Source organism: Methylobacterium organophilum (assembly GCF_022179465.1).
In the GTDB taxonomy this organism is placed as follows: domain Bacteria; phylum Pseudomonadota; class Alphaproteobacteria; order Rhizobiales; family Beijerinckiaceae; genus Methylobacterium; species Methylobacterium organophilum.
Genome location: NZ_BPQV01000005.1, coordinates 14890 through 34320, shown reverse-complemented (window position 1 = coordinate 34320; position 19431 = coordinate 14890). Strand labels below are relative to the sequence as shown.

General features: G+C 70.2%; 20 protein-coding genes. 10 read left to right on the top strand and 10 right to left on the bottom strand.

The features are described 5' to 3' along the window. Positions 1–66 precede the first annotated feature (66 nt). On the top strand, positions 67–1491 hold the full coding sequence (gene hydA, locus MFF21_RS09725; protein ID WP_238310958.1) for a dihydropyrimidinase: 1425 nt from the start codon (positions 67–69) through the stop codon (positions 1489–1491). 259 nt (positions 1492–1750) lie between these two features. On the opposite strand, the gene MFF21_RS09720 is transcribed toward hydA, so the two are convergent. Beyond that, complete coding sequence (locus MFF21_RS09720; RefSeq protein ID WP_238311234.1) at positions 1751–2722, bottom strand: GlxA family transcriptional regulator; 972 nt, start codon at positions 2720–2722, stop codon at positions 1751–1753. 75 nt (positions 2723–2797) lie between these two features. Between MFF21_RS09720 and MFF21_RS09715 the strand changes: the two genes are divergently transcribed. Further along, on the top strand, positions 2798–3457 hold the full coding sequence (locus tag MFF21_RS09715) for a DJ-1/PfpI family protein (protein WP_238310957.1): 660 nt from the start codon (positions 2798–2800) through the stop codon (positions 3455–3457). Positions 3458–3876: 419 nt separating this feature from the next. On the opposite strand, the gene MFF21_RS09710 is transcribed toward MFF21_RS09715, so the two are convergent. Then, the gene (locus MFF21_RS09710; RefSeq protein WP_238310956.1) at positions 3877–4131 is read right to left on the bottom strand and encodes a hypothetical protein; all 255 of its coding nucleotides are present in this window, start codon (positions 4129–4131) and stop codon (positions 3877–3879) included. Positions 4132–4320: 189 nt separating this feature from the next. On the opposite strand from MFF21_RS09710, the gene MFF21_RS09705 reads away from it, so the two are divergent. Further along, positions 4321–4545, top strand: coding sequence for a hypothetical protein (locus MFF21_RS09705; protein ID WP_238310955.1), 225 nt, complete (start codon positions 4321–4323; stop codon positions 4543–4545). 27 nt (positions 4546–4572) lie between these two features. Here MFF21_RS09705 and MFF21_RS09700 read toward each other — a convergent pair whose 3' ends face one another. The 3 genes from MFF21_RS09700 to mgtE form a co-directional block, all read right to left on the bottom strand. Continuing rightward, entirely contained in the window at positions 4573–5247 is a 675-nt protein-coding gene (locus MFF21_RS09700; RefSeq protein ID WP_238310954.1) for a metal ABC transporter permease, read from the bottom strand. A 180-nt stretch (positions 5248–5427) separates the two neighbouring features. Continuing rightward, positions 5428–5838: a lanmodulin LanM gene (gene lanM, locus MFF21_RS09695; RefSeq protein WP_373324989.1), complete on the bottom strand. Its 411-nt coding sequence runs from the start codon at positions 5836–5838 to the stop codon at positions 5428–5430. A 143-nt stretch (positions 5839–5981) separates the two neighbouring features. Then, a complete protein-coding gene (gene mgtE / locus MFF21_RS09690) occupies positions 5982–7349 on the bottom strand; it encodes a magnesium transporter (RefSeq protein ID WP_238310952.1) in 1368 nt (455 codons plus the stop codon). Positions 7350–7655: 306 nt separating this feature from the next. Between mgtE and pqqA (MFF21_RS09685) the strand changes: the two genes are divergently transcribed. Both pqqA (MFF21_RS09685) and pqqA (MFF21_RS09680) read left to right on the top strand, forming a co-directional pair. Beyond that, positions 7656–7745 carry a pyrroloquinoline quinone precursor peptide PqqA gene (gene pqqA, locus MFF21_RS09685; RefSeq protein ID WP_091970034.1) on the top strand — a complete coding sequence of 30 codons (90 nt, stop codon included), beginning with the start codon at positions 7656–7658 and terminating at the stop codon, positions 7743–7745. A 56-nt stretch (positions 7746–7801) separates the two neighbouring features. Then, entirely contained in the window at positions 7802–7891 is a 90-nt protein-coding gene (pqqA, locus tag MFF21_RS09680; RefSeq protein WP_109951178.1) for a pyrroloquinoline quinone precursor peptide PqqA, read from the top strand. A gap of 173 nt (positions 7892–8064) precedes the next feature. Here pqqA (MFF21_RS09680) and ldtR read toward each other — a convergent pair whose 3' ends face one another. The 3 genes from ldtR to MFF21_RS09665 all read right to left on the bottom strand — a co-directional run bounded on the left by ldtR (position 8065) and on the right by MFF21_RS09665 (position 10290). Beyond that, a complete protein-coding gene (gene ldtR, locus MFF21_RS09675; protein ID WP_238310951.1) occupies positions 8065–8577 on the bottom strand; it encodes a transcriptional regulator LdtR in 513 nt (170 codons plus the stop codon). A 163-nt stretch (positions 8578–8740) separates the two neighbouring features. Further along, on the bottom strand, positions 8741–9214 hold the full coding sequence (locus tag MFF21_RS09670) for a DUF6163 family protein (RefSeq protein ID WP_238310950.1): 474 nt from the start codon (positions 9212–9214) through the stop codon (positions 8741–8743). 14 nt (positions 9215–9228) lie between these two features. After that, positions 9229–10290 carry an enoyl-CoA hydratase/isomerase family protein gene (locus MFF21_RS09665; RefSeq protein ID WP_238310949.1) on the bottom strand — a complete coding sequence of 354 codons (1062 nt, stop codon included), beginning with the start codon at positions 10288–10290 and terminating at the stop codon, positions 9229–9231. Between the two features lie 191 nt (positions 10291–10481). On the opposite strand from MFF21_RS09665, the gene hemB reads away from it, so the two are divergent. The 4 genes from hemB to MFF21_RS09645 all read left to right on the top strand — a co-directional run bounded on the left by hemB (position 10482) and on the right by MFF21_RS09645 (position 13345). Then, entirely contained in the window at positions 10482–11534 is a 1053-nt protein-coding gene (hemB, locus tag MFF21_RS09660) for a porphobilinogen synthase (RefSeq protein ID WP_238310948.1), read from the top strand. After that, positions 11527–11913 carry a hypothetical protein gene (locus tag MFF21_RS09655; protein ID WP_238310947.1) on the top strand — a complete coding sequence of 129 codons (387 nt, stop codon included), beginning with the start codon at positions 11527–11529 and terminating at the stop codon, positions 11911–11913. The genes hemB and MFF21_RS09655 overlap by 8 nt, the downstream gene beginning before the upstream one ends. A gap of 81 nt (positions 11914–11994) precedes the next feature. Next, positions 11995–12474, top strand: coding sequence for an RDD family protein (locus tag MFF21_RS09650; protein WP_238310946.1), 480 nt, complete (start codon positions 11995–11997; stop codon positions 12472–12474). 124 nt (positions 12475–12598) lie between these two features. Beyond that, positions 12599–13345 carry an arginyltransferase gene (locus tag MFF21_RS09645; protein ID WP_238310945.1) on the top strand — a complete coding sequence of 249 codons (747 nt, stop codon included), beginning with the start codon at positions 12599–12601 and terminating at the stop codon, positions 13343–13345. Between the two features lie 10 nt (positions 13346–13355). On the opposite strand, the gene MFF21_RS09640 is transcribed toward MFF21_RS09645, so the two are convergent. Together MFF21_RS09640 and MFF21_RS09635 are read right to left on the bottom strand one after the other, a co-directional pair. Continuing rightward, positions 13356–17411, bottom strand: coding sequence for a Pls/PosA family non-ribosomal peptide synthetase (locus MFF21_RS09640; RefSeq protein ID WP_238310944.1), 4056 nt, complete (start codon positions 17409–17411; stop codon positions 13356–13358). 202 nt (positions 17412–17613) lie between these two features. Continuing rightward, positions 17614–18210: a histidine phosphatase family protein gene (locus tag MFF21_RS09635; protein WP_238310943.1), complete on the bottom strand. Its 597-nt coding sequence runs from the start codon at positions 18208–18210 to the stop codon at positions 17614–17616. Between the two features lie 114 nt (positions 18211–18324). On the opposite strand from MFF21_RS09635, the gene MFF21_RS09630 reads away from it, so the two are divergent. After that, complete coding sequence (locus MFF21_RS09630) at positions 18325–19305, top strand: polyphosphate kinase 2 family protein (RefSeq protein WP_373324975.1); 981 nt, start codon at positions 18325–18327, stop codon at positions 19303–19305. The last annotated feature ends 126 nt before the right edge of the window (positions 19306–19431 follow it).

The window sequence follows — 19431 nt, the reverse complement described above, 5'->3', positions numbered from 1 at the left end:
CACTCGAAACACGCGGCCCGGCTGAGTAGCTTCCGCCCGCGCCCGAACCCTGAGACGAAGAACAGCATGCCCGAATTCGACCTCGCGATCCGCGGCGGCACCGTGGTGACCGCCGCCGACACCTTCCCGGCGGAGATCGGCATCCGCGACGGGCGCATCGCGGCGGTGGCGAGCCGCGTCGGCGACGCCGCCCGCACTATCGATGCGGGCGGGCTGCTGGTGCTGCCCGGCGGCATCGACAGCCATGTCCATATCGACCAGCCCTCCGGCCCCGGCATCGTCATGGCCGACGACTTCGCCTCGGCGACGCGGGCCGCGGCGGCGGGGGGCAATACCTGCGTGATGCCCTTCGCCCTGCAGCCGCGGGGCGAGTCCCTGCGGGAGGTCGCCGCCGCCTACCGGGCCAAGGCGGAGGGGCGCTGCCACATCGACGTGGCGATCCACCTGATCGTCTCCGACCCGACCCCGGCGGTGCTCGGCCAGGAGCTGCCGGCGCTGATCACCGCCGGCTACACTTCCTTCAAGGTGTTCATGACCTATGACGACCTCGTCCTGAACGACCGCCAGATCCTGGAGGTGTTCGAGGTCGCCCGCCGCGAGGGCGCCCGGGTGATGGTGCATGCGGAGGGCTACGACACGATCCGCTACCTCTCCGAGCGGCTGGAGCGCAGCGGGCAGACCGGCCCCTACGGCCACGCCCTGTCCCGGCCCCAGCCGGTGGAGCGCGAGGCGGCCCACCGCGCCATCACCCATGCGGAGCTCGTCGACCTGCCGATCGTCATCGTCCACGTCTCCGGCGAGGAGGCGATGGAGCAGATCGCCTGGGCCCAGGGCCGCGGCCTGAAGATCCATGCCGAGACCTGCCCGCAATACCTCACCCTCACCGCCGAGGACATGAAGGGCCTGGGCGCGGAGGATCCGATCGCGGGGGCGAAATACGTCTGCTCGCCGCCGCCGCGGGACGCGGCGAGCCAGGCGGCGATCTGGTCCGGCCTGCAGCGGGGCGTGTTCGACCTGGTCTCCTCCGACCATTGCCCGTTCCGCTACGACGATCCCCAGGGCAAGCTGAACCCGAAGGGGCGGACCTCCTTCCGCTGGATCCCCAACGGCCTCCCCGGCATCGAGACCCGGCTGCCGCTCCTGTTCTCGGAGGGCGTCTCCAAGGGCCGGATCTCCCTCAACCGCTTCGTGGCGCTGACCGCGACCAACCACGCCAAGCTCTACGGGCTCTATCCCCGGAAGGGCTCGATCGGGCCGGGCTTCGATGCCGACCTGACCCTGTGGGACCCGAAGCGGCGGGAGACCATCACCCAGAAGAACCTCCACCACGGCTCCGACTACACGCCCTGGGAGGGCTTTGCCGTGACCGGCTGGCCGGTGATGACCATCGCCGGCGGCCAGGTGATCGCCGAGGAGGGCCGCATCCTGTCCGAACCCGGACGCGGCCGCGTGCTCGACCGGACCATCGACCGCGCCGGCCCCTTCGCCTGAGGGCGGCGGGGCGAGGCAGAAGGGTGGAGCATTCGGATCTCGAGGGCCGGGATCTGCACTCGGCGTCGTCTGCTCGTCCGAACCTTCCCGGCGGTTCGTCCGATCAGGAGGGGGGCGTGACGCTCGAGGCTGAGCGTCGGCATCACGGCAATGTCGGCGATCCGCCGCATGTGGCCTTTCTACGTCCGACCCATTCGGGACAGCACGTGATCCCGATTCCGATCCAAGACGCGGCCCTCGCATGTCCTTGCGGGTCGTCTCACATATGGAAGCGGTCGCGGTAGGCTTGTGGGACAATCCCGAGGTGCCGCAGGAAGGCGCGCCGCATGGTTTCGGTCGAGCCGAAACCGCATCGGGCGGCGGCTCGCGTGACGCTTACCCCCTCCTCCAGATGCCGCCGGGCGCCCTCCACCCGGATCAGCTCGACCCCCTCGGCGGGGGTACGGCCCGTGCCCGCGCGGTAGTGTCGGCAGAACGTGCGAAGGCTCATGCCGGCTTGATCCGCCAGCGTTGCCAGCGACAGGTCGCGGTCGAGATGCGCCGCGATCCAGCCGTGCAAGGCCTCGAAGGTCCCGTCGGCCGACTGGAGCGCGAGCGCGGTGCTGAACTGCCCCTGCCCGCCCGGACGCTTGAGAAACACCACGAGTTGGCGTGCCACGGCCAGCGCAAGCGCCCGGCCATGGTCCGCTTCAACCATCGCCAAGGCCAGGTCGATCCCCGCCGTCACGCCCGCCGACGTCCAGATCGAACCGTCCCGCACGAAGATGGGCTCGGGATCGAGGAGGACGGCGGGGTAGCAAGCCCTGAACTCGGCGCAGCGCTGCCAGTGCGTCACCGCCCGGCGTCCGTCCAATAACCCCGCTTCGGCGAGGAGGATCGCACCGCTGCAAACGGAGGCGGTCCGGGTCGCGAGCGGTGCGCGTCGGCGGATCCAGTCGATCAGTTCGCCATCGCGCCGCGCAGCGTCCACGCCGTATCCGCCCGAGACGATGAGCGTCCCGATCGCGTCCCCGCAGATCCGAGCGTTCTCGGTCTTCAGGCCGATGCCGGAGCTGGTGACGATGTCGGACTCGAGGGAAACGAGGGCGATCTCGTAGGGCTCGGGCGTCCCGCGGGGTGTCAGGTCGTTGGCCGTGGCGAAGACCTGCGCCGGACCGGTCACGTCCAGGATCTGTGCCCTGCCGAAAACAAGGATCTCGACACGATGGGGAGGCCTTCGGACGATTGGCATGAAACGAGCGATGATTGGCGCGATTGCCAACTCGTCCCGCGATAAGGTTCCTCCGTCAAGAGGAGGAACGAATCCATGACGCTTCGCTTCGGTATTCTCTGTTTCCCCGGCGTCCAGCAACTCGACCTGACCGGCCCCTACGAGGTCTTCGCGTCCGCCGAGGGCGCCACGGTCCATCTCGTCTGGAAGAGCCTCGAACCGATCCGATCGGCGACGGGCCTGATGCTGATCCCCGACACGACCCTTGCCGAAGCCCCGGATTTCGACGTCCTCTGCGTGCCGGGCGGTAGTGGAATCAACGCGCTCCTGACGGACGAGACGGTGCTAGCCTTCCTCCGGGACAAGGCATCGCGGGCACGGTTCGTCACATCCGTCTGCACGGGATCGCTCGTGTTGGGGAAGGCGGGGCTTCTGGCCGGCCGGCGCGCCACCACGCACTGGAACGCGCTAGACTTCCTGCCTCGCTTGGGCGCGACCTCGGTCGAGCAACGCGTCGTGCAGGATGGCTCGCTCATCACCGCCGGCGGCGTGACCTCGGGCATCGACTTCGGACTGATCGTCGTCGCGGAGCTGATGGGTCGCGAGGAAGCCGAGACGATCCAGCTCGCGCTGGAATATGCGCCGGCACCCCCCTTCGACGCCGGTCTTCCGAGCACGGCCCCGCCTTCGATCGTCGAGGCCGCAAGAGTCCGCATGGCCGGGTCACGACGGGAGCGGGAGGCTCTGCTCGGCTGACCGAAGACGGGCGCCGGAAGGTCCGTTCTTGTACGTTGAAACCGAAGAGGACCGTCCGGACTCCGCTCATGACAGCCACTCTGCATCTGCTCCGCCGTCAGCCGCGCGGCGAGCCTGAGTGGTTCCCGACAGAAGGGATTTGTCTTGCCGCGATGCTGGCCGTCGAATGACCGTCTCGGCCATCCGGCCGTGATGGGCGCTGCTCAGGCTTCGCGTTTTCCGGTCGCTCCACGACCGGCGGCGGGGAGTCTGCGGCGAACCGGGTCGTCCCCTCGTCCGGTGGGTTGCCAGTATCAGGCATCCCTTCGAACACGTGAGAGGCGTGCGTTCTCGCGCCGTCGATCCGCACCCTGCGGGGCAAAAAGAGGGGTCGGCTCCGGAGAGCCGACCCGTCGGGACGAACGTCTTTGGCCGCGCTGTCAGCGGGCGTGGTGCGTGCGCAGGTGGCCCGAACGGCCGACCGAGCCGGTCGCCACCTCGTTGCCGAAGGGGGCGGCGAGGTCGCTGCGCGCGGTGGTGGCGTAGCCCTGCCCGATCAGCGGGCTCGCCGCCGTGCCGAGGGCGGCGGCGGCGGGGATGCCGGCGGGGGCGGTGAAACTCTGGGCCAGGGCGGCGCCCGGCACAGCGAGGCCGGCGGCCAGGGCGAGGGCGGCGATCGTGCTGCGTGCGGTCATGGAAAAGCTCCGTCGTTGGCATGGCCCGTCTCGAGGCGGGCCGTCTTGTGCGATGAGGCGGAGATGGGGCGCCGTCCCGCGGCTCGACGTGCGCCGCAGCACATCGGAATCGGGCCGCGCCGGCCGCTTTCCACGGAACCCGCCCGGGTCCCGCCGCCTATCCCGGAAAGGGCGCAGCGGAGTCGCGTGATGGGCGAGACGAAACGGAACGGCCTGGAAACCTATGCCAGGGAAGCGGATCGCCGCAGCGGCCGGGACGAACCGTCCCCCGGACCGCATTCCCCGCCGCCGCCGCAGCGCCGCGAGGACGAACCCGAGGCGGGCGGCTACGAGCGCCATCCCCGGGACGAGGGGGGCGAAAGCCGCCGCCGGACGGGCGACGGCAATGCCAAGGGCGGCTACGGCGCCGGTTGAGCCGGCGCCCCCCCCCGCAGGTGCGGCTCACATCGGCGGGGTCAGGCCGTCCTTGCCGACCGCGACGAGCTTGCCGGTGAGTGTGTCGCCCTCCTTGGCGGCCACCACGAAGATCTTGCCGCCCGGCGTCAGGATCGCCTTGTCGGCCGGCTCGAAGGCGACGATCGGCGCCTTGGGCGGCACCACGATCGTCTTCGAGCCCTCCTTGTCGTAGGTGACGGTGAGGGTCTTCTCGCCCTCCCCGCCCTGGCTCGCCTTGACCGTGCCGTTGGTCATGGCGCTCTTGACCTTGGGGGCGCCGGAGGCGGCCTTCACGGTGCCGTTGGTCATGGCGCTCTTCACCTTGTCGCCGCCGGCCGTCTGGTCGGTGATGGCGTCCCAGGCGTAGTGGCCCTCGCCGGTGCCGCGCATCGATTCAGGGAAGATCACCACCTCCAGGGCGGTCGGCGGGTTCTCGCCCTTGGTCGCCGTGCCGATGAAGACGCCGTCCTTCACGGCGTCGAGGCTCGACTTGACCACCCAGGCGTAATTGGCCCCGTCGAGGGCCACCGTCTCGGACTTGCCGTCGAGGGTCTTGATGGTGACCGAGCCGGCTTCCGCCTTCTCGATAGTGCCGCGCACCCGCTCCAGCTGGGGCGCGGCGAGCGCCGAGCCGGTGAGCGCGATCAGGCCGGCCAGGGCCGCGGTAAGGGAACGTTGCATCTCGATAATCCCCGTTCGGTTGCCCGGGGAGTTATGGAGCGGCGGATCGGCGCGAACAGACTTGCGTGCAAGCGAATGGCGGGCAATCGAGCTTATTTTCCGCTTACGATCCCGTGAGCGGACGCGAAAAGGCCGCCCCGGATCCCCCCGGAGCGGCCCGCATCGCCCGTCTCGGGACGCTTACTTGATGAGCTTGACCAGAGCCTTGCCGGCCGGAGTCTTCAGCTCCTTGGCGTCCAGGGTGCCGTCGTTGTCCGGATCGGCTTCCTTGAACAGGGTCTCGACCAGGGCGAGGTATTCCTTCTTGTCGAGGGTGCCGTCGTTGTCCGGATCGGCCTTCTTGAGGTCGGCGGCGCTGAGGCGGCCCTTCAGCTCCTTCACGTCGAGGGTGCCGTCGTTGTCGGGATCGAGCTTGGCGAAGGTCGCCTCCGCGGCGGCCTGGACCTCCTTGAGGTCGATCGTGCCGTCATTGTCGGTGTCGATCTGCTTGATGATGCTCGCCGCGCCCTTCTTGGCGAAGGCCGGGCCGGCCGCGGCCGGCAGAACCAGGGCTGCAGCGGCGAGGAGAAGCACGTTCCGGTTGATCTTCATCATGCGTTCAACTCTCCCATACTGGGGGATGATCGGGACGCCATCGAGAGGCGCGGCAGCGTAGCCGCACCGTCAAATGGAACACAGACCCGATCTTGCAATGCGGCAATGCCGGTCGGGTAAACCCGGCAAGGCAGGCCGGCTCACAGCAGGGTGCCCCTCAGGATGAGCAGGGCCACCGTGAAATAGATGACGAGGCCGCTCACATCGACGAGCGTGGCCACGAAGGGTGCCGAGGCGGTCGCCGGATCGAAGCCGAGGCGCTTCAGGGCGAAGGGCAGCATCGAGCCGGCCATGGAGCCGAAGGTGACGATGCCGACCAGCGCCGCGCCGACGGTGGCCGCGACGAGGGCCCAATGCGGCCCGTAATCGTAGAGGCCGGCCTTCTGCCAGATCACGATCCGCGCGACCGCGATCAGGCCGAGGATCGCGCCGAGCGTCACGCCGGTCGGCAATTCGCGCAGGGCCACGCGCCACCAGTCGCGCAGGCGCACCTGTTCGAGCGCCAGGGCCCGGATCAGCAGCGAGGTCGCCTGGCTGCCGGAATTGCCGCCCGAGCTCATGATGAGCGGGATGAACAGGGTGAGGACGATCGCCTTCTCGAGCTCCCCCTGGAAGCCCTGCATGGCCGAGGCGGTGAGCATCTCCGACAGGAACAGCACGCAGAGCCAGCCGGCCCGCTTCCCGATCATCGTGAGGAAGCCGATATCCATGTAGGGCTGGTCGAGGGCGGCCATGCCGCCGAAGCGCTGCACGTCCTCCGTCTGCTTGGCGACCATGGCGTCGATGATGTCGTCCACCGTGACGATGCCGATGACGTGGCCGACCGAATCGACCACCGGCAGCGCCAGCAGGTCGTATTTCGAGATCAGCCGGGCCGCCTCCTCGCGGCTCGCATTGGGCGAGACGCTCAAGGGGCGCATCCCCGGGGCGACGCTGAGCACGCTGTCCATGGGCTCGCCGGAGATGAGGCGGCGCAGGGGCACCGACTTGGCGAGCACCTGGGTGCGCGGGTCGAGCACGAAGATCGCGTAGACCGTCTCGCGGGTGCGCTCCACCTGGCGGACATGGGCCAGGGTCTCGGCGACCGTCCAGGTCGCGGGCACGCTCACGAACTCGGTGGTCATCAGCGAGCCGACCGTCTCCTCGCCATAGGCGCTGAGCCGGTCGATCGTGCCCCGGGTCTCGGCGTCGAGGCGCGCCCGCAGGTCGGAGCGGCCGGGCTCCTCGATCTCGCGGAAGAGGTCGGTGACCCGGTCGGCCGACATGCCGGAGAGATAGGCGCCGACCCGGTCGCGCGGCAGCATCTCGACGATGTCGGCCGCCTGCTCCAGCTCCGGCTGGTCCAGCACCTCCACCGCCTTCTCGTGGGGCAGGCTGACCAGGATCGCCGCGGCGACCTCGGGCGCCTCCTCGTTCAGGGCCTCGACGATGTCGGCGGCCCGTTCGTCCGCGAGCCGCGCCGCGAGCACCGAGGGATCGATTCGGTTGGTGGCAGGACTCTCGCTCATCGACTCGGCACTCGTCTGCGGGATTCTGGCGGCTCCGCACGGCCATGGTCGCGTGCCGATTGCAACCCCCCGCCTGCGGCCGTCAGGCGGCGCCGCATGTCGTGCGTGGGTTAAAAACCGGCGATATCGTCCCCATATCCTTGGTCGGTAAGGGGAAATTTGGTTCCAAACGGTGTGTTGGAGGCGGGTGCGACCCCGGAATCTGCACTTTCTCGCCGATCTGTGAGAAATATAAGTGTCGCGTCCACTTGAGTTGCGCCCAACAGATCGCCTATGTTTTCCCCGTCAGCACGAAGGAGATCCGCCATGAAGTGGTCTGCCCCGGTCGTTCAGGAAATCTGCGTCGGCATGGAAGTCACCAGCTACGAGTCGGCGGAGATCGACACCTTCAACTGAGGTGTCCGGGCCCCCGGGCCCGATCCTTCATCCCCTCTTAACGCAGGAGAAACGTCATGAAGTGGTCTGCTCCGATCGTCCAGGAAGTCTGCGTCGGCATGGAAGTCACCAGCTACGAGTCCGCCGAGATCGACACCTTCAACTAAGAAGGTCGTCGCCGGGCTTCCGGTGAACGGGGCGCCTCCCGCGAGGGGGGCGCCTTTTTCATGGGCGCTGCCCGTACATGAAAAAGCGGCGAGGGCCGGACGCTTCCCGGCGTCCGGCCCTCGCCGCTTCCGGGGACACGCGCGGGGCGCGTCCCGGATCCGAAGCCCGCAGATCAGAGCTTGTAGCGGATCTGGTCGGTCCAGAAGCGCTCCAGGCGGCCGAGGGCCTGGTTGAGCCGGCCGAAATCGTCGTCCGAGATGCCGCCGATCGGCTGGATCGTGCGGGAATGCTTGTCGTAGAGCCCGCGGATGATCTCGTGCACCTCCCGGCCCTTCTGGGTCAGGCTGATGCGCACCGAGCGGCGGTCGGTCTTGGAGCGGGCGTGATGCAGGTAGCCCGCCTCGACCAGCTTCTTGACGTTGTAGGAGACGTTGGAGCCGAGATAGTAGCCCTTCGAGCGCAGCTCGCTCGCGGTGAGTTCCTTGTCGCCGATATTGTAGAGCAGCAGGGCCTGGACGCTGTTGACGTCCTCGCGGCCGCGGCGCTCGAACTCGTCCTTGATCACGTCGAGCAGGCGGCGGTGCAGCCGCTCGACGAGATGCAGGGCCTCCAAGTAGGCGCCGGGGGCGTTGGCCTGATCTTCGGTGGAGTTGGTGTCGATCACCTTCGCAGTCTGGGATTTCATGGGACGCCTCTGTCGATCTGTTCGTTCCGGCTCCGTGCTGTTCGGCGCCGCTTATGGGGCCAAGCTAGGGTCCGCGAATGAAAGGCGGTTTAAGCGACAGGATGAATTTGCGATTTACCTCTCTCGGTAAATGCAAAATGAAACCATCTCCGTAACACTCCGTTCACCGGATCTCGCGCGCCGCCGCGAAAGAAATGACAAAGTATATCGCCACGAAGACTGCCTGCGCGATCACGAAAGGCAGCGACATCGGCAAGAGCTGCGGCGTGGTGAGCGCCAATGTCAGGGTGCTCGTCGCCGCGAGCAGCCAGACCACCCCGCCCCAGGCGCTGGTGAGCCACAGGCCGATGGCGGCCACGAAGTCGATCACCGCGAGATAGACGATCACCGCCTGCCGCCCGAGCGGCTCCGATTCGAAGGGACGCCCGCCCGGCAACACGTCCAGGATCTCGGCCCAGGTCGCGAGCCCCTTGGCGATCCAGACCAGGGCGGCGATGCGCATGAACCAGACCAGCACCGTGTCCCACTGGGTCTGCTGCTTGCTCGGCGAACCCTCGATCCGGTCGTCGGCGCTCTCCCAGCCGCGGGCGCGTCCGCGCCCGTCCCGGGTGGTCGCGACCTTGTTGAGACCCCGCAAGGCTTCCCCTCCCCTCAATCGAAACGCGGCTCTGCGGATGCGAGCGGCCCGAAGGCGGCGGCGATCCCCTGCGGGTCGACCGCGTCGAGCCGGTCGGGCTGCCAGCGCGGCGCGTTGTCCTTGTCGACGATGACGGCGCGCACGCCCTCGTAGAAATCGGATCCGCGCATCACCCGGTCGCAGAGCCGGTACTCGGTGAGCATCGCCTCGGCAAAGCTCAGGCCGGGGCCGCGCCGCATCTGCTCGAAGGCGATCGACAGGCTGGTGGGCGAGCGGGTGCGGATCAGCGCCGCGGTCTCGCCCGCGAAGGCCGAGCCCGCCTCCGCCGCCGCGTCGAGCCGGGCCAGCACCGCGGCGACGCTCTCCGCGCCGAAGCACTCATCGATCAGGGCGCGCTCCTGACGGAAGATCTCCGGCTCGGGGGGCGCGGCCCCGAAGCGCTGGAGGGCCGCCTCGACGGTGGGCGCCTCGGCCAGGGCCGCGACGAGGGCCTCGAAATCCTCGGCCTTCGCGAAATGGGTGGCGAGCCCGGCTTCGAGGGCGTCTCCGGCGCCGATCCGGCCCCCGGTGAGGGCGAGATAGGTGCCGAGCTTCCCCGGCAGCTGGGGCAGGGCGTAGGTGGTGCCGACATCGGGGAAGAAGCCGATCCCCGTCTCCGGCATGGCGAGCAGGTATTTTTCCGAGGCCACCCGGTAGCGCCCGTGCAGGGAGATGCCGACGCCGCCCCCCATCACGATGCCCTCGACCAGGGCGATATAGGGCTTGGGAAAACGCTTCACGGCGGCGTCGAGGCGGTACTCGGCCTCCCAGAAGGCCATGACCTCCTCGTGCCGCCCGGCCCGGCCGAGCTCGTAGATCTTGCGGATGTCGCCGCCCGCGCAGAAGGCGCGCCCGCCGGCCCCGCGCACGGCGACGCGGGTGATCGCCGGATCGGCCGCCCAGGCCTCGAGCCGGCCCCGCATCGCCTCGACCATGGGCAGGGTGAGGGCGTTGAGCGCCTTCGGCCGGTCGAGGGTGACGAGGCCGAGGGCGCCCCGCCGCTCGAACCGGATCTCCGCATCCACCTGTTGCGCCATGCTGTCGGCCTCCCGGATCGCTGCTTAGAGCCCCGGCCGATCCCATGGCAATCGGGCGCGCTGCGACCCTGCGCCCGGGGCCATCCCTGCGGCGATCCGACCGCGCCCCTGCGTGCCGACCGGTTTCGGGAGGAAATCCGGATGTGCTAGGCCCCGCCTCGCCGCGCCTTCCGCGGCCCGGAGATCCGAGCATGCCGAACGAACCGCGCCCGCTCGCCGTCGAGACCGCGCGCGAGGCCGCGCCCGGCGCGAGTCCCCTCGGCATCACCCAGCGCCCCCGCCGCAACCGCAAGGCGGACTGGTCGCGCCGCCTGGTGCGCGAGCATACCCTGACCGTGGACGACCTGATCTGGCCGCTCTTCGTGATCGAGGGCGAGCGCCGCCGGGAGCCCATCGCCTCGATGCCCGGCGTCGAGCGCCTGAGCGTCGACGAGATCGTGCGCGAGGCCGAGCGGGCCGCCCGCCTCGGCATCCCGGCGATCTCCTTCTTCCCCTATACCGATCCCTCCTTGCGCGATCCCACCGGCTCGGAGGCCCTGAACCGGGACAACCTCGTCTGCCAGGCCGTGCGGGCGGTGAAGAAGGCCGTGCCCGAGATCGGCGTGATGACGGACGTCGCCCTCGATCCCTATACGAGCCACGGCCATGACGGGCTGATCGAGGACGGGGCCATCCTCAACGACGAGACCGTGGCGGTGCTGGTGGAGCAGAGCCTGATCCAGGCCGAGGCCGGCACCGACATCATCGCCCCCTCCGACATGATGGACGGGCGCGTGGGCGCGATTCGGGCCGGGCTCGACCGGGCCGGCTACCGGGACGTCCAGATCATGGCCTATGCCGCCAAATACGCGAGCGCCTTCTACGGGCCGTTCCGCGACGCGATCGGCACCAGCGCGGCCCTCGTCGGCGACAAGCGCACCTATCAGATGGATCCCGGCAACGGCACGGAGGCCCTGCGCGAGGTCGCCCTCGACCTCGACGAGGGGGCGGATTCGGTGATGGTGAAGCCCGGCCTGCCCTATCTCGACATCATCCGCCGGGTGAAGGACGCATTCGGCGTGCCGACCTTCGCCTATCAGGTCTCCGGCGAGTACGCGATGATCGAGGCCGCCGCCCGCAACGGCTGGCTCGACGGCGAGCGCGCCATGACGGAGAGCCTGCTCGCCTTCAAGCGGGCCGGCGCCGACGGCGTCCTCACCTATTACGCGCCGCGGGTGGCCGAGCGCCTGCTCGGCCGTGCGTGAGATCCTCCGGGCCGGGCTCGCCGTCGCGGCCCTGACGAGCCTCCTCTCCGCCTGCGGCAGCGGCGTCGATCCCCGTCGGGCCGAGATCTGCCGCCAGGCCGTGCCGGCGCTCGCGCCGGCCGGCGCGGTGCCGGAGCTGCTCCGGGTCGGCGCCGGGCCGGGCAAGCAGACCGTCCGGGTCGATTACCGCGTCGCCGGGCGGGGCGAGGCGGCGGGCAAGGCGCGCTGGGTCCTGTGCGGCTTCGGGCCGGGCGACGAGCTCGCCGGCGTCGCGACCGAGGGCGGCCCGCTGGGCGGCGCCGCCCTGTACCTGCTGAAGCGCTACTATCTCGGCAGCCCCGAGGCCCGGAGCGCGGCGCCCGGCCTCCCGTCGCGATGAGGCGGGCGGGATCTTGAGCGGGGCCGTCCGGCCCCCCATGTCCTGGCCGACGACGATTTCGTCCGCGCCGAGGACGCCGCCATGACGAACCCCCAGCACGGCTACGCCGAACGCTACGAGACCTACGCCCCCGCGATGCCCGTGCCCTATGTCCGGGCGAGCCTCGGGGCGCGCTTCGTGGCCTATCTCCTCGACATCGTGTTCATCTTCGGCTTCACGGCGCTCCTCGCCACCGCCATCGCGGTGCTGGGCGTGGTGACCTTCGGCTTCGGCTGGACGCTGTTCGCGATCCTGCCGGCGAGCGGGATCCTCTACAGCGCCCTCACCGTGGGCGGCGCCCGCCAGAGCACGCTCGGCATGCGCATGATGGGCCTGCGGGTGGTCGCTCCGGAAAGCGGGCGGCCGGTCGACGTGATCACCGCGGCCGTGCACGCCCTCCTGTTCTACCTGGCGATCTCGACCTTCCTGCTCTGGTGCCTGGACATCCTGTTCGGCCTGGTTCGCTCGGACCGCCGGCTGGGGCACGACCTGCTCCTCGGGCTCGCGGTGGTGCGCCCCTGAGGGCCCCGCGCCTCAGAAATTGCTGTCGCATGGCCTTCATGGCCAGTTGAGCGCGGCCGCGACAGCGCTACACTCAAGGGCAGGCCGGCGCCCGAGCCGCCGGCTATCGAGGCCAGCCCCGAGCGTGACGAGCCATCCGCGCGACACCCCGCAATTCTACCTCACGGCCCCCTCCCCCTGCCCGTATCTGCCGGGCCAGGAGGAGCGGAAAGTGTTCACCCATCTCGTCGGCCGACGGGCCCGCGACCTCAACGAGATCCTGACGCAGGGCGGCTTCCGCCGCTCGCAGACCATCGCCTACCGCCCGGCCTGCGAATCCTGCCGCGCCTGCGTCTCCGTGCGGGTCGTGGTGGACGACCTGACGCTCACCGGCAGCCAGAAGCGCATCCTCCAGCGCAACGCCGACCTCGTCGGGACGCCGGAGCCCAACCGCCCGGCCTCCGAGCAATACGCCCTGTTCCGCCGCTACCTCGAGGCGCGGCACGGGGATGGCGGCATGGTCGACATGACCGTGCTCGACTACGCGATGATGATCGAGGACAGCCATGTCGACACGCATCTCGTGGTCTACCGGCCCCGGGGGCCGGACACGGCGATCAACGGCCGCGGCAAGGGCGCGCCGGTGGCGGTCTGCCTGACCGACGTGCTCGCCGACGGCCTGTCGATGGTCTACTCGTTCTACGATCCCGAGGAGGCGAGCCGCAGCCTCGGCACCTACATGATCCTCGATCACGTCCAGCGGGCGCGCGCCCTCGGGCTGCCCTACCTGTATCTCGGCTACTGGGTCGAGGGCTCCCGCAAGATGGACTACAAGGCCCGCTTCCGCCCGCAGGAGCGCCTGATGCCCCAGGGCTGGGTGCGGGTGGAATAGGCCCCTCCCGTCACGCCGCCTTGGCGTGCACCACCGGCACGGCCGGCGCCCCTTCCCACTCCGAATGGCTTGGCAGGGACTCGCCCTTCATCACGATGGTGAGGGGGCGCAGCCGCGCGTAGTCGCCGACCCGGGTGTCGTAGAGGACGGTGGAGAAGGCGCCGACCGAGACCCCGCGCCCGACCTCGACCCGGCCAACCTTCATGATGCGGTCCTCGTAGAGATGGGTCTGCAGGGCCGAGGTGCGGTTGATCGCCGAGAAGTCGCCGATGCGCACGCAGTCGAACTCGGTGATGTCGGTGGTAAGCATGCACACCCCCTGGCCGACCTTCACCCCGAGCAGGCGCAGCACCCAGGGCAGGAAGGGCGTGCCCATCAGGTGCTCCAGCAGCACCTTGCCGGCGAGGCCCCAATAGGCGACGGCGATGGCCTCGGTGCGCATGGCCCACCAGGACCACATCGGCCGCATGCCCGGCCGGTAGACGCCCATCAGCAGCCATTTCAGGGCGATGACGGTGGAGGTCTGGATCAGGGCGATGATCACGCTCGCGGCCACGAAGGAGACGGCGAGGCCGGCCCAGTCGCGCTCCAGGATCGCCGGGTAGAAGTACCAGTCGATCGCGCAGATCGCGAGGGTCAGGTAGAGCATCGGCGAGAACGAGGTCGCGAAGGCCTCGAACACGCCCCGGCGCAGCTTCGGCCACACGCCCGGCTCGTAGGTCTGGGCGGTGGAGCCGAGATCGACCTTCTGGCGCACGGGCAGCTTGATCGGGGGCGAGCCGAACCAGGTCTCGCCCGGCGCCATCTCGGCATTGGCCGGCGGCTTCGACTTGATGCCGATCAGCACGTCGTCGGGGATGTCGGCGCCCGGGGGCACCACGCCGTCATTACCCACGAAGACGCGGGCGCCGGTCCTGACCTCGTGCAGGTGCATCCAGCCCCGGCGGATCTCCTCTTCGCCGAACACCACCTCGTCGGCGATGAAGTTCTTGAAGCCCACCTCCGCGAGGTCGTGCCGGCTGCCGAGATTGGTCGAGATCTCGGCGCCCTTGCCCATCCGCGCGCCCATCAGGCGGTACCAGGCCCGCATGTAGACGGTGGCGAAGAGGGAGGAGAGCGTCTCCAGCGTCACCTCGCTCGCCAGCGCCACCAGCCACTTGCGCAGGTAGAAGCCCGACCAGATCGAGTAGGTGCCCGCGCGCCGGCGCGGCAGCACCGCCCAGCGGATGCCCGCGATGAGCAGCACCGTGCCCGCCGTCATCAGCATGGCGGTGGGCCAGGTCAGCAGCGGCAGATAGGCGTGGTAGTCGATATCGGTGATCTCGGAGAGCTGGTCCGAGATCTGGTCGAAGAGGTAGAAGGCCGGGAAGATCGGCAGCAGCCCGACCGCGGGAATCGCCGCGAGCAGGAAGGCATAGGCCGCGGTGAAGGCGGCCCGCCGCGCCGGGCTCGCGGTGGCGGGCTCGGGCAGATCGGCGAAATTGACGGTGCCGACGCGCCGGCCGGGCGAGCCGTCCCAGGATTCGGCGGTGCCGACCTCGGTGCCCGCCGGCACGGTGGTGAGGTCGGCGAGTTCCGCATGGTCGCCGATCACCGTGTTGGCGCCGACGACGCAGGAGCTGCCGATGGCCACGTCCTCGCCGATCGTCGTGTGGCCGATGACGAGCTCGTTGCCGACCACCTCGGCATTGGCGATGACGAGCCGGCCCCCCAGGGAGGAGCCACGGCCGATGCTGAGCAGGTCCGGCGCCCCGACATCGATGTCGGAGATGAGCACGTCCGGGCCGATCTTCGCCCCGAGCAGGCGGAGATAGGCGGTGATGGCCGGCGAGCCCTGCAGCCACTTGATGTGCACCAGGGGCGTCAGGCGCTGGGTCAGCCACCAGCGGAAGTAATAGCTGCCCCAGAGCGGGTAGCGCCCCGGCCGGGTCCGGCCGAGGATTAGCCACTTCGCCGCGACGGCGATGCAGGCGGTGACGAAGTTGATGCCGATATAGACGAGCAGCAGGACGCCGAGCTCGGCCCAGAAGCCGAGGCTGCCGCCGGTCAGCAGCAGGTAGGTCACGAAGATGCCGAGCCATTGCGCGGTCGCCAGCGCGATCACGAAGGGCAGCGCCACGGCCTGGGCCAGCCCGCAGAGCACCCGGCGCAGGAGCGGGGGCGCGACGAATCCGAGATCGCGGATCGCCGCCTGCGCGCCCACCCCGCCCGTGCGCTCGATCAGCGCCTGGGCCATGCTGCGCAGCGTCCGCTTGGCGTAGACGTCCTGCAGGGTGATGCCGGCCAGCGCCGGGATCTCGCGCACCGCGCCGACGAAGCGGGCGGCGAGCAGCGAATGCCCGCCGAGATCGGCGAAGAAATCCGCCTCGAAGCCGATGGGCTGGTTGCCGAAGACCTGATGCGCGGCGGCGAGCAGGGCGGCCTCGGTCTCGTTCTCCGGCGGCTCCTGCTCGCCCTCGGTCGCGGCCACGGTGAGGGGCGCGATCCGCAGCGCCTTGCGGTCGACCTTGCCCGAGGTGAGGCGCGGCAGCGTCTCCACGCTCTCGAAATGGCCCGGCACCATGTAGGGCGGCATCTCGCGGGCCAGCGTCCGGCGCAGGGCGGGCAGGTCGAGGGCGGCGCCGCGCTCGGGCACGAGGAAGGCCACGAGCCGGTCCACGCCGTCGTCCTGCCGCAGCACCACGGCGGCCTGGTTGATGCCGTCCTGCGCCCGGATCCGCGCCTCGATCTCGCCGAGCTCGACCCGGAAGCCGCGGATCTTGACCTGATCGTCGATGCGGCCGTGGAAGAGGATGTTGCCCTTCGCGTCGAGGGAGACGGCGTCGCCCGAGCGGTAGAGCACGGGATCCGCCCCGTCGGAGGGGTAGGGATTGGCGACGAATTTCTCCGCCGTCAGCTCCGGGCGCTGCAGGTAGCCGCTGGCGACGCCGGGGCCGCCGATCAGGAGCTCGCCCTGCTCGCCGGGGCCGAGCAGGTTCAGCCCCTCGTCGGCGACGTAGATCGTGTAGTTCGGAATCGGGCCGCCGATGGTGACGGGCTCGCCCGGCCGCATCTGCGCGGCGGTGGCGACCACCGTGGCCTCGGTCGGGCCGTAGGTGTTGAAGAGCTGGCGCCCGTTCACGGCCCAGCGGGCCACCAGGGGCTCGGGCAGGGCCTCGCCGCCGAGCAGGACCAGGCGCACGCTCTCCAACTCGCCCGGGATCATGGCGAGCAAGGTCGGCACGGTGTCGAGCACCGTGATCGCGTTCTGCGCGATGATCGCCGGCAGGCTCTCCACGTCGCCCATCATGGCGGGGCTCGCCACGAACAGGGTCGCGCCGACGAGATAGGGGACCCAGATCTCCTCCATGGAGAGGTCGAAGGCGACCGAGGCGCCCTGGAACACCACGTCGTCCGCGCGCATGCCGTAGAGCGCGTTGCCGGAGCGCAGGAAGTGGCAGATGTTGGCGTGGCTGATGACGATGCCCTTGGGCACGCCGGTCGAGCCCGAGGTGTAGATCAGGTAGGCCGGGTGCTCCCGGGTCAGGCCCCGGGCGCGCAGGTCCGGCGCGGGGGCGCCGCCGGCGGCCTCCAGGAGCGCGGCGGTGGTGACCAGGGGCGTGCCGGCGGGGGCGGCCGGGCGCAGGGCCTCCGAGACGAACAGCGCCTTGGCCTCGGCATCCTTCAGGCAGACGGCCACACGGTCGGCCGGGGCCTCCGCGTCGAAGGGCAGCCAGGCGGCGCCCGATTTGGTGATGCCGATCTGGGCGACCAGCAGCTCCGGCCCGCGGGCCATCCAGAGGCCGACCACGTCGCCGGGGCCGAGGCCGCGGGCGGCGAGCGCCGCCGCGAGGGCATCCGAGCGCGCATCCACCTCGGCATAGGTCAGGGCGGTCCTGGCCGGATCCGCTCCGTCGATCAGGCAGGGATGGTCCCCCCGCGCCGCAGCGCTCGCACGGAAGATCTCGGGCAGCAGCTCGTCGCGGACCAAGTCCGGGCGCACGGGGCCGCGCAGGAAGGCGCGCCCTTCGAGAATCGATCCGGAATCCGCCTGCCGAGTCCGGCTCTTCTCGGCGAGACTGCTCATGCACTGCTCCGCTGACGACCCACGCAGGATCGCCGCTCGTCGATCTGCGCCACCGTGCCGATGGAGATGTCCGTTGCGCTTGGCCGGATTGAGACGGCTTCGTGCCCGCTCCGCGGCATCCGCAACTCGGAGCGCCTCGTAGCATCTTCCCGGGGTAGCTTGAACCGGGCTTGAATGCCATCCGCATCTCGCCCCGTTCCGGCTACGCCCAGCGCCACCCCTCCGCCTCGAGGACGAGCACGACGCCCTGGCGGATGCCCACCCGCGGGGCCGCCTGGGCGTCGAGATGCCCGAGGGCATAGAGCAGGGCGCGGGCGGTGCCGCCGTGGCCGACCACGACGCTCGGCCCGTCGAGCTCCCGCAGGAAGGCGCCGACGCGCTCGGCGAGCATGGCGTAGCTCTCCGCCCCCTCCCCCGCGGGCCGGAAGCCCCAGCGGTCGCGGTCCCGGCCGGTGGCGCCCCGGGGATCGGCCTGGCGTACCTGCGCCCAGGTCAGCCCCTCCCAGATCCCGAAGCCGAGCTCCTTGAGCCGGTCGTCCGTGTCGAAGCCCTCGGGGGGCAGGGCCAGGGCTCTGCGCAGGGCCGTCATGGTCCGGCGGGCGCGCAGGAGCGGGCTCGCCACGAAGCGGGCCTGCCCGAGCGCGTCGCCGGCGACGGCGTGCAGGCGGCGGGCCGCCTCCCCCGCCTGGGCGAGGCCGATCGGGTTCAGATCGATGTCGCGATGGCCCTGAAGCCGCCTTTGCGCGTTCCAGTCCGTCTGCCCGTGGCGGACGAACCAGATCGTCGGGTAGCGTGTCACCGTCCGGCTCCGTCCAGGGCCGGCCGTCGGGTCCACTCGGGGCTCACGCGACGATCTCCGATGTTGCAGGCCGCCCCCGGCCTCAGATGTCTCGATGGAGAGCAGTCTTTCCCCATGGCCAAGAAGCACGGCAAGCATGCAGCGCACCCAAAGCCGGGAAAAGTCCATGCAACAGGGTCGCAGGTGCCCGGCGATCCGCCCTCTTCCGCGCGCTGGGCGCGGAGCGCAAGCGCCCTCGCCGAGGAAGCCCCGGAGCTGATCGGGGGCCATCGCCCGGCTCTGGTCACCGCGGCGCCGGGGATCGTGACGGTGGAGCCGGGGCGGCCCTTCGACCTGTCCGCCGTCGATCCGGAGGCGGTCGGCGATGTCGAGAAGGATGCGGCCAAGGCCCTGCTCGAGGCGGCCCGCGCCCGGATCGAGGCCGCCCAGGAGAAGCTCTACGCCGAGCATCGCCGCAGCCTGCTCGTGGTGCTGCAGGCCATCGACACCGGCGGCAAGGACGGGACCGTCCGCAACGTGTTCCAGGGGGTGAATCCCCAGGGCTGCCGGGTCTGGTCCTTCAAGGTGCCGAGCGCCGAGGAGCTCGATCAGGACTTCCTCTGGCGCTACCACGCCCGGGTGCCGGGCCGCGGGCTGATCGGCGTGTTCAACCGCAGCCATTACGAGGACGTGCTGGTGGTGCGGGTGAAGAAGCTCGTGCCGGAGGCGGTCTGGCAGGAGCGCTACGGCCTCATCAACGATTTCGAGCGGCTGCTCACCGCGTCGGGCGTCACGATCCTGAAGTTCTTCCTGCACATCTCGAAGGACGAGCAGAAGAAGCGCCTGGAAGCGCGGCTCGCCGATCCCGAGAAGCGCTGGAAGTTCGACCCCGCCGACCTCGTCGAGCGGAAATCCTGGGACGCCTATCAGGGCGCCTTCAACGACGCGCTCCAGCGCTGCTCCACGCCCTACGCCCCCTGGCACGTGGTCCCGGCCAACCGGAAATGGGCGCGCAACCTCGCCGTGGCGCGCACCATCGCCGACACCCTGGAGGCGATGGACCCGCGCCACCCGGCCGCGCCCGCGGAGCTCGACGGCCTCGTCGTGCCCGACTGAGCGCGGGGCTCACCGGATCGCGTACATCGCGCCCGGCGGGAACAGGGGCGGGTCGCCGAGCCGCGTCGCGTCGAGGCGCGGCTTCAGGGCGGGATCGGCTTGGCAGGCGCCGGGCCGTCCCAGCCG

Coding starts and splice junctions, on each gene's coding strand:
- MFF21_RS09650 (WP_238310946.1), top strand. CDS start 11,995: ATGACGAACCCCCAGCACGGCTACGCCGAACGCTACGAGACCTACGCC.
- MFF21_RS09665 (WP_238310949.1), bottom strand. CDS start 10,290: ATGGCGCAACAGGTGGATGCGGAGATCCGGTTCGAGCGGCGGGGCGCC.
- pqqA (WP_091970034.1), top strand. CDS start 7,656: ATGAAGTGGTCTGCCCCGGTCGTTCAGGAAATCTGCGTCGGCATGGAA.
- MFF21_RS09700 (WP_238310954.1), bottom strand. CDS start 5,247: ATGCAACGTTCCCTTACCGCGGCCCTGGCCGGCCTGATCGCGCTCACC.
- hydA (WP_238310958.1), top strand. CDS start 67: ATGCCCGAATTCGACCTCGCGATCCGCGGCGGCACCGTGGTGACCGCC.
- MFF21_RS09720 (WP_238311234.1), bottom strand. CDS start 2,722: ATGCCAATCGTCCGAAGGCCTCCCCATCGTGTCGAGATCCTTGTTTTC.
- lanM (WP_373324989.1), bottom strand. CDS start 5,838: ATGAAGATCAACCGGAACGTGCTTCTCCTCGCCGCTGCAGCCCTGGTT.
- hemB (WP_238310948.1), top strand. CDS start 10,482: ATGCCGAACGAACCGCGCCCGCTCGCCGTCGAGACCGCGCGCGAGGCC.
- MFF21_RS09710 (WP_238310956.1), bottom strand. CDS start 4,131: ATGACCGCACGCAGCACGATCGCCGCCCTCGCCCTGGCCGCCGGCCTC.
- MFF21_RS09640 (WP_238310944.1), bottom strand. CDS start 17,411: ATGAGCAGTCTCGCCGAGAAGAGCCGGACTCGGCAGGCGGATTCCGGA.
- ldtR (WP_238310951.1), bottom strand. CDS start 8,577: ATGAAATCCCAGACTGCGAAGGTGATCGACACCAACTCCACCGAAGAT.
- mgtE (WP_238310952.1), bottom strand. CDS start 7,349: ATGAGCGAGAGTCCTGCCACCAACCGAATCGATCCCTCGGTGCTCGCG.
- pqqA (WP_109951178.1), top strand. CDS start 7,802: ATGAAGTGGTCTGCTCCGATCGTCCAGGAAGTCTGCGTCGGCATGGAA.
- MFF21_RS09630 (WP_373324975.1), top strand. CDS start 18,325: ATGGCCAAGAAGCACGGCAAGCATGCAGCGCACCCAAAGCCGGGAAAA.
- MFF21_RS09715 (WP_238310957.1), top strand. CDS start 2,798: ATGACGCTTCGCTTCGGTATTCTCTGTTTCCCCGGCGTCCAGCAACTC.
- MFF21_RS09705 (WP_238310955.1), top strand. CDS start 4,321: ATGGGCGAGACGAAACGGAACGGCCTGGAAACCTATGCCAGGGAAGCG.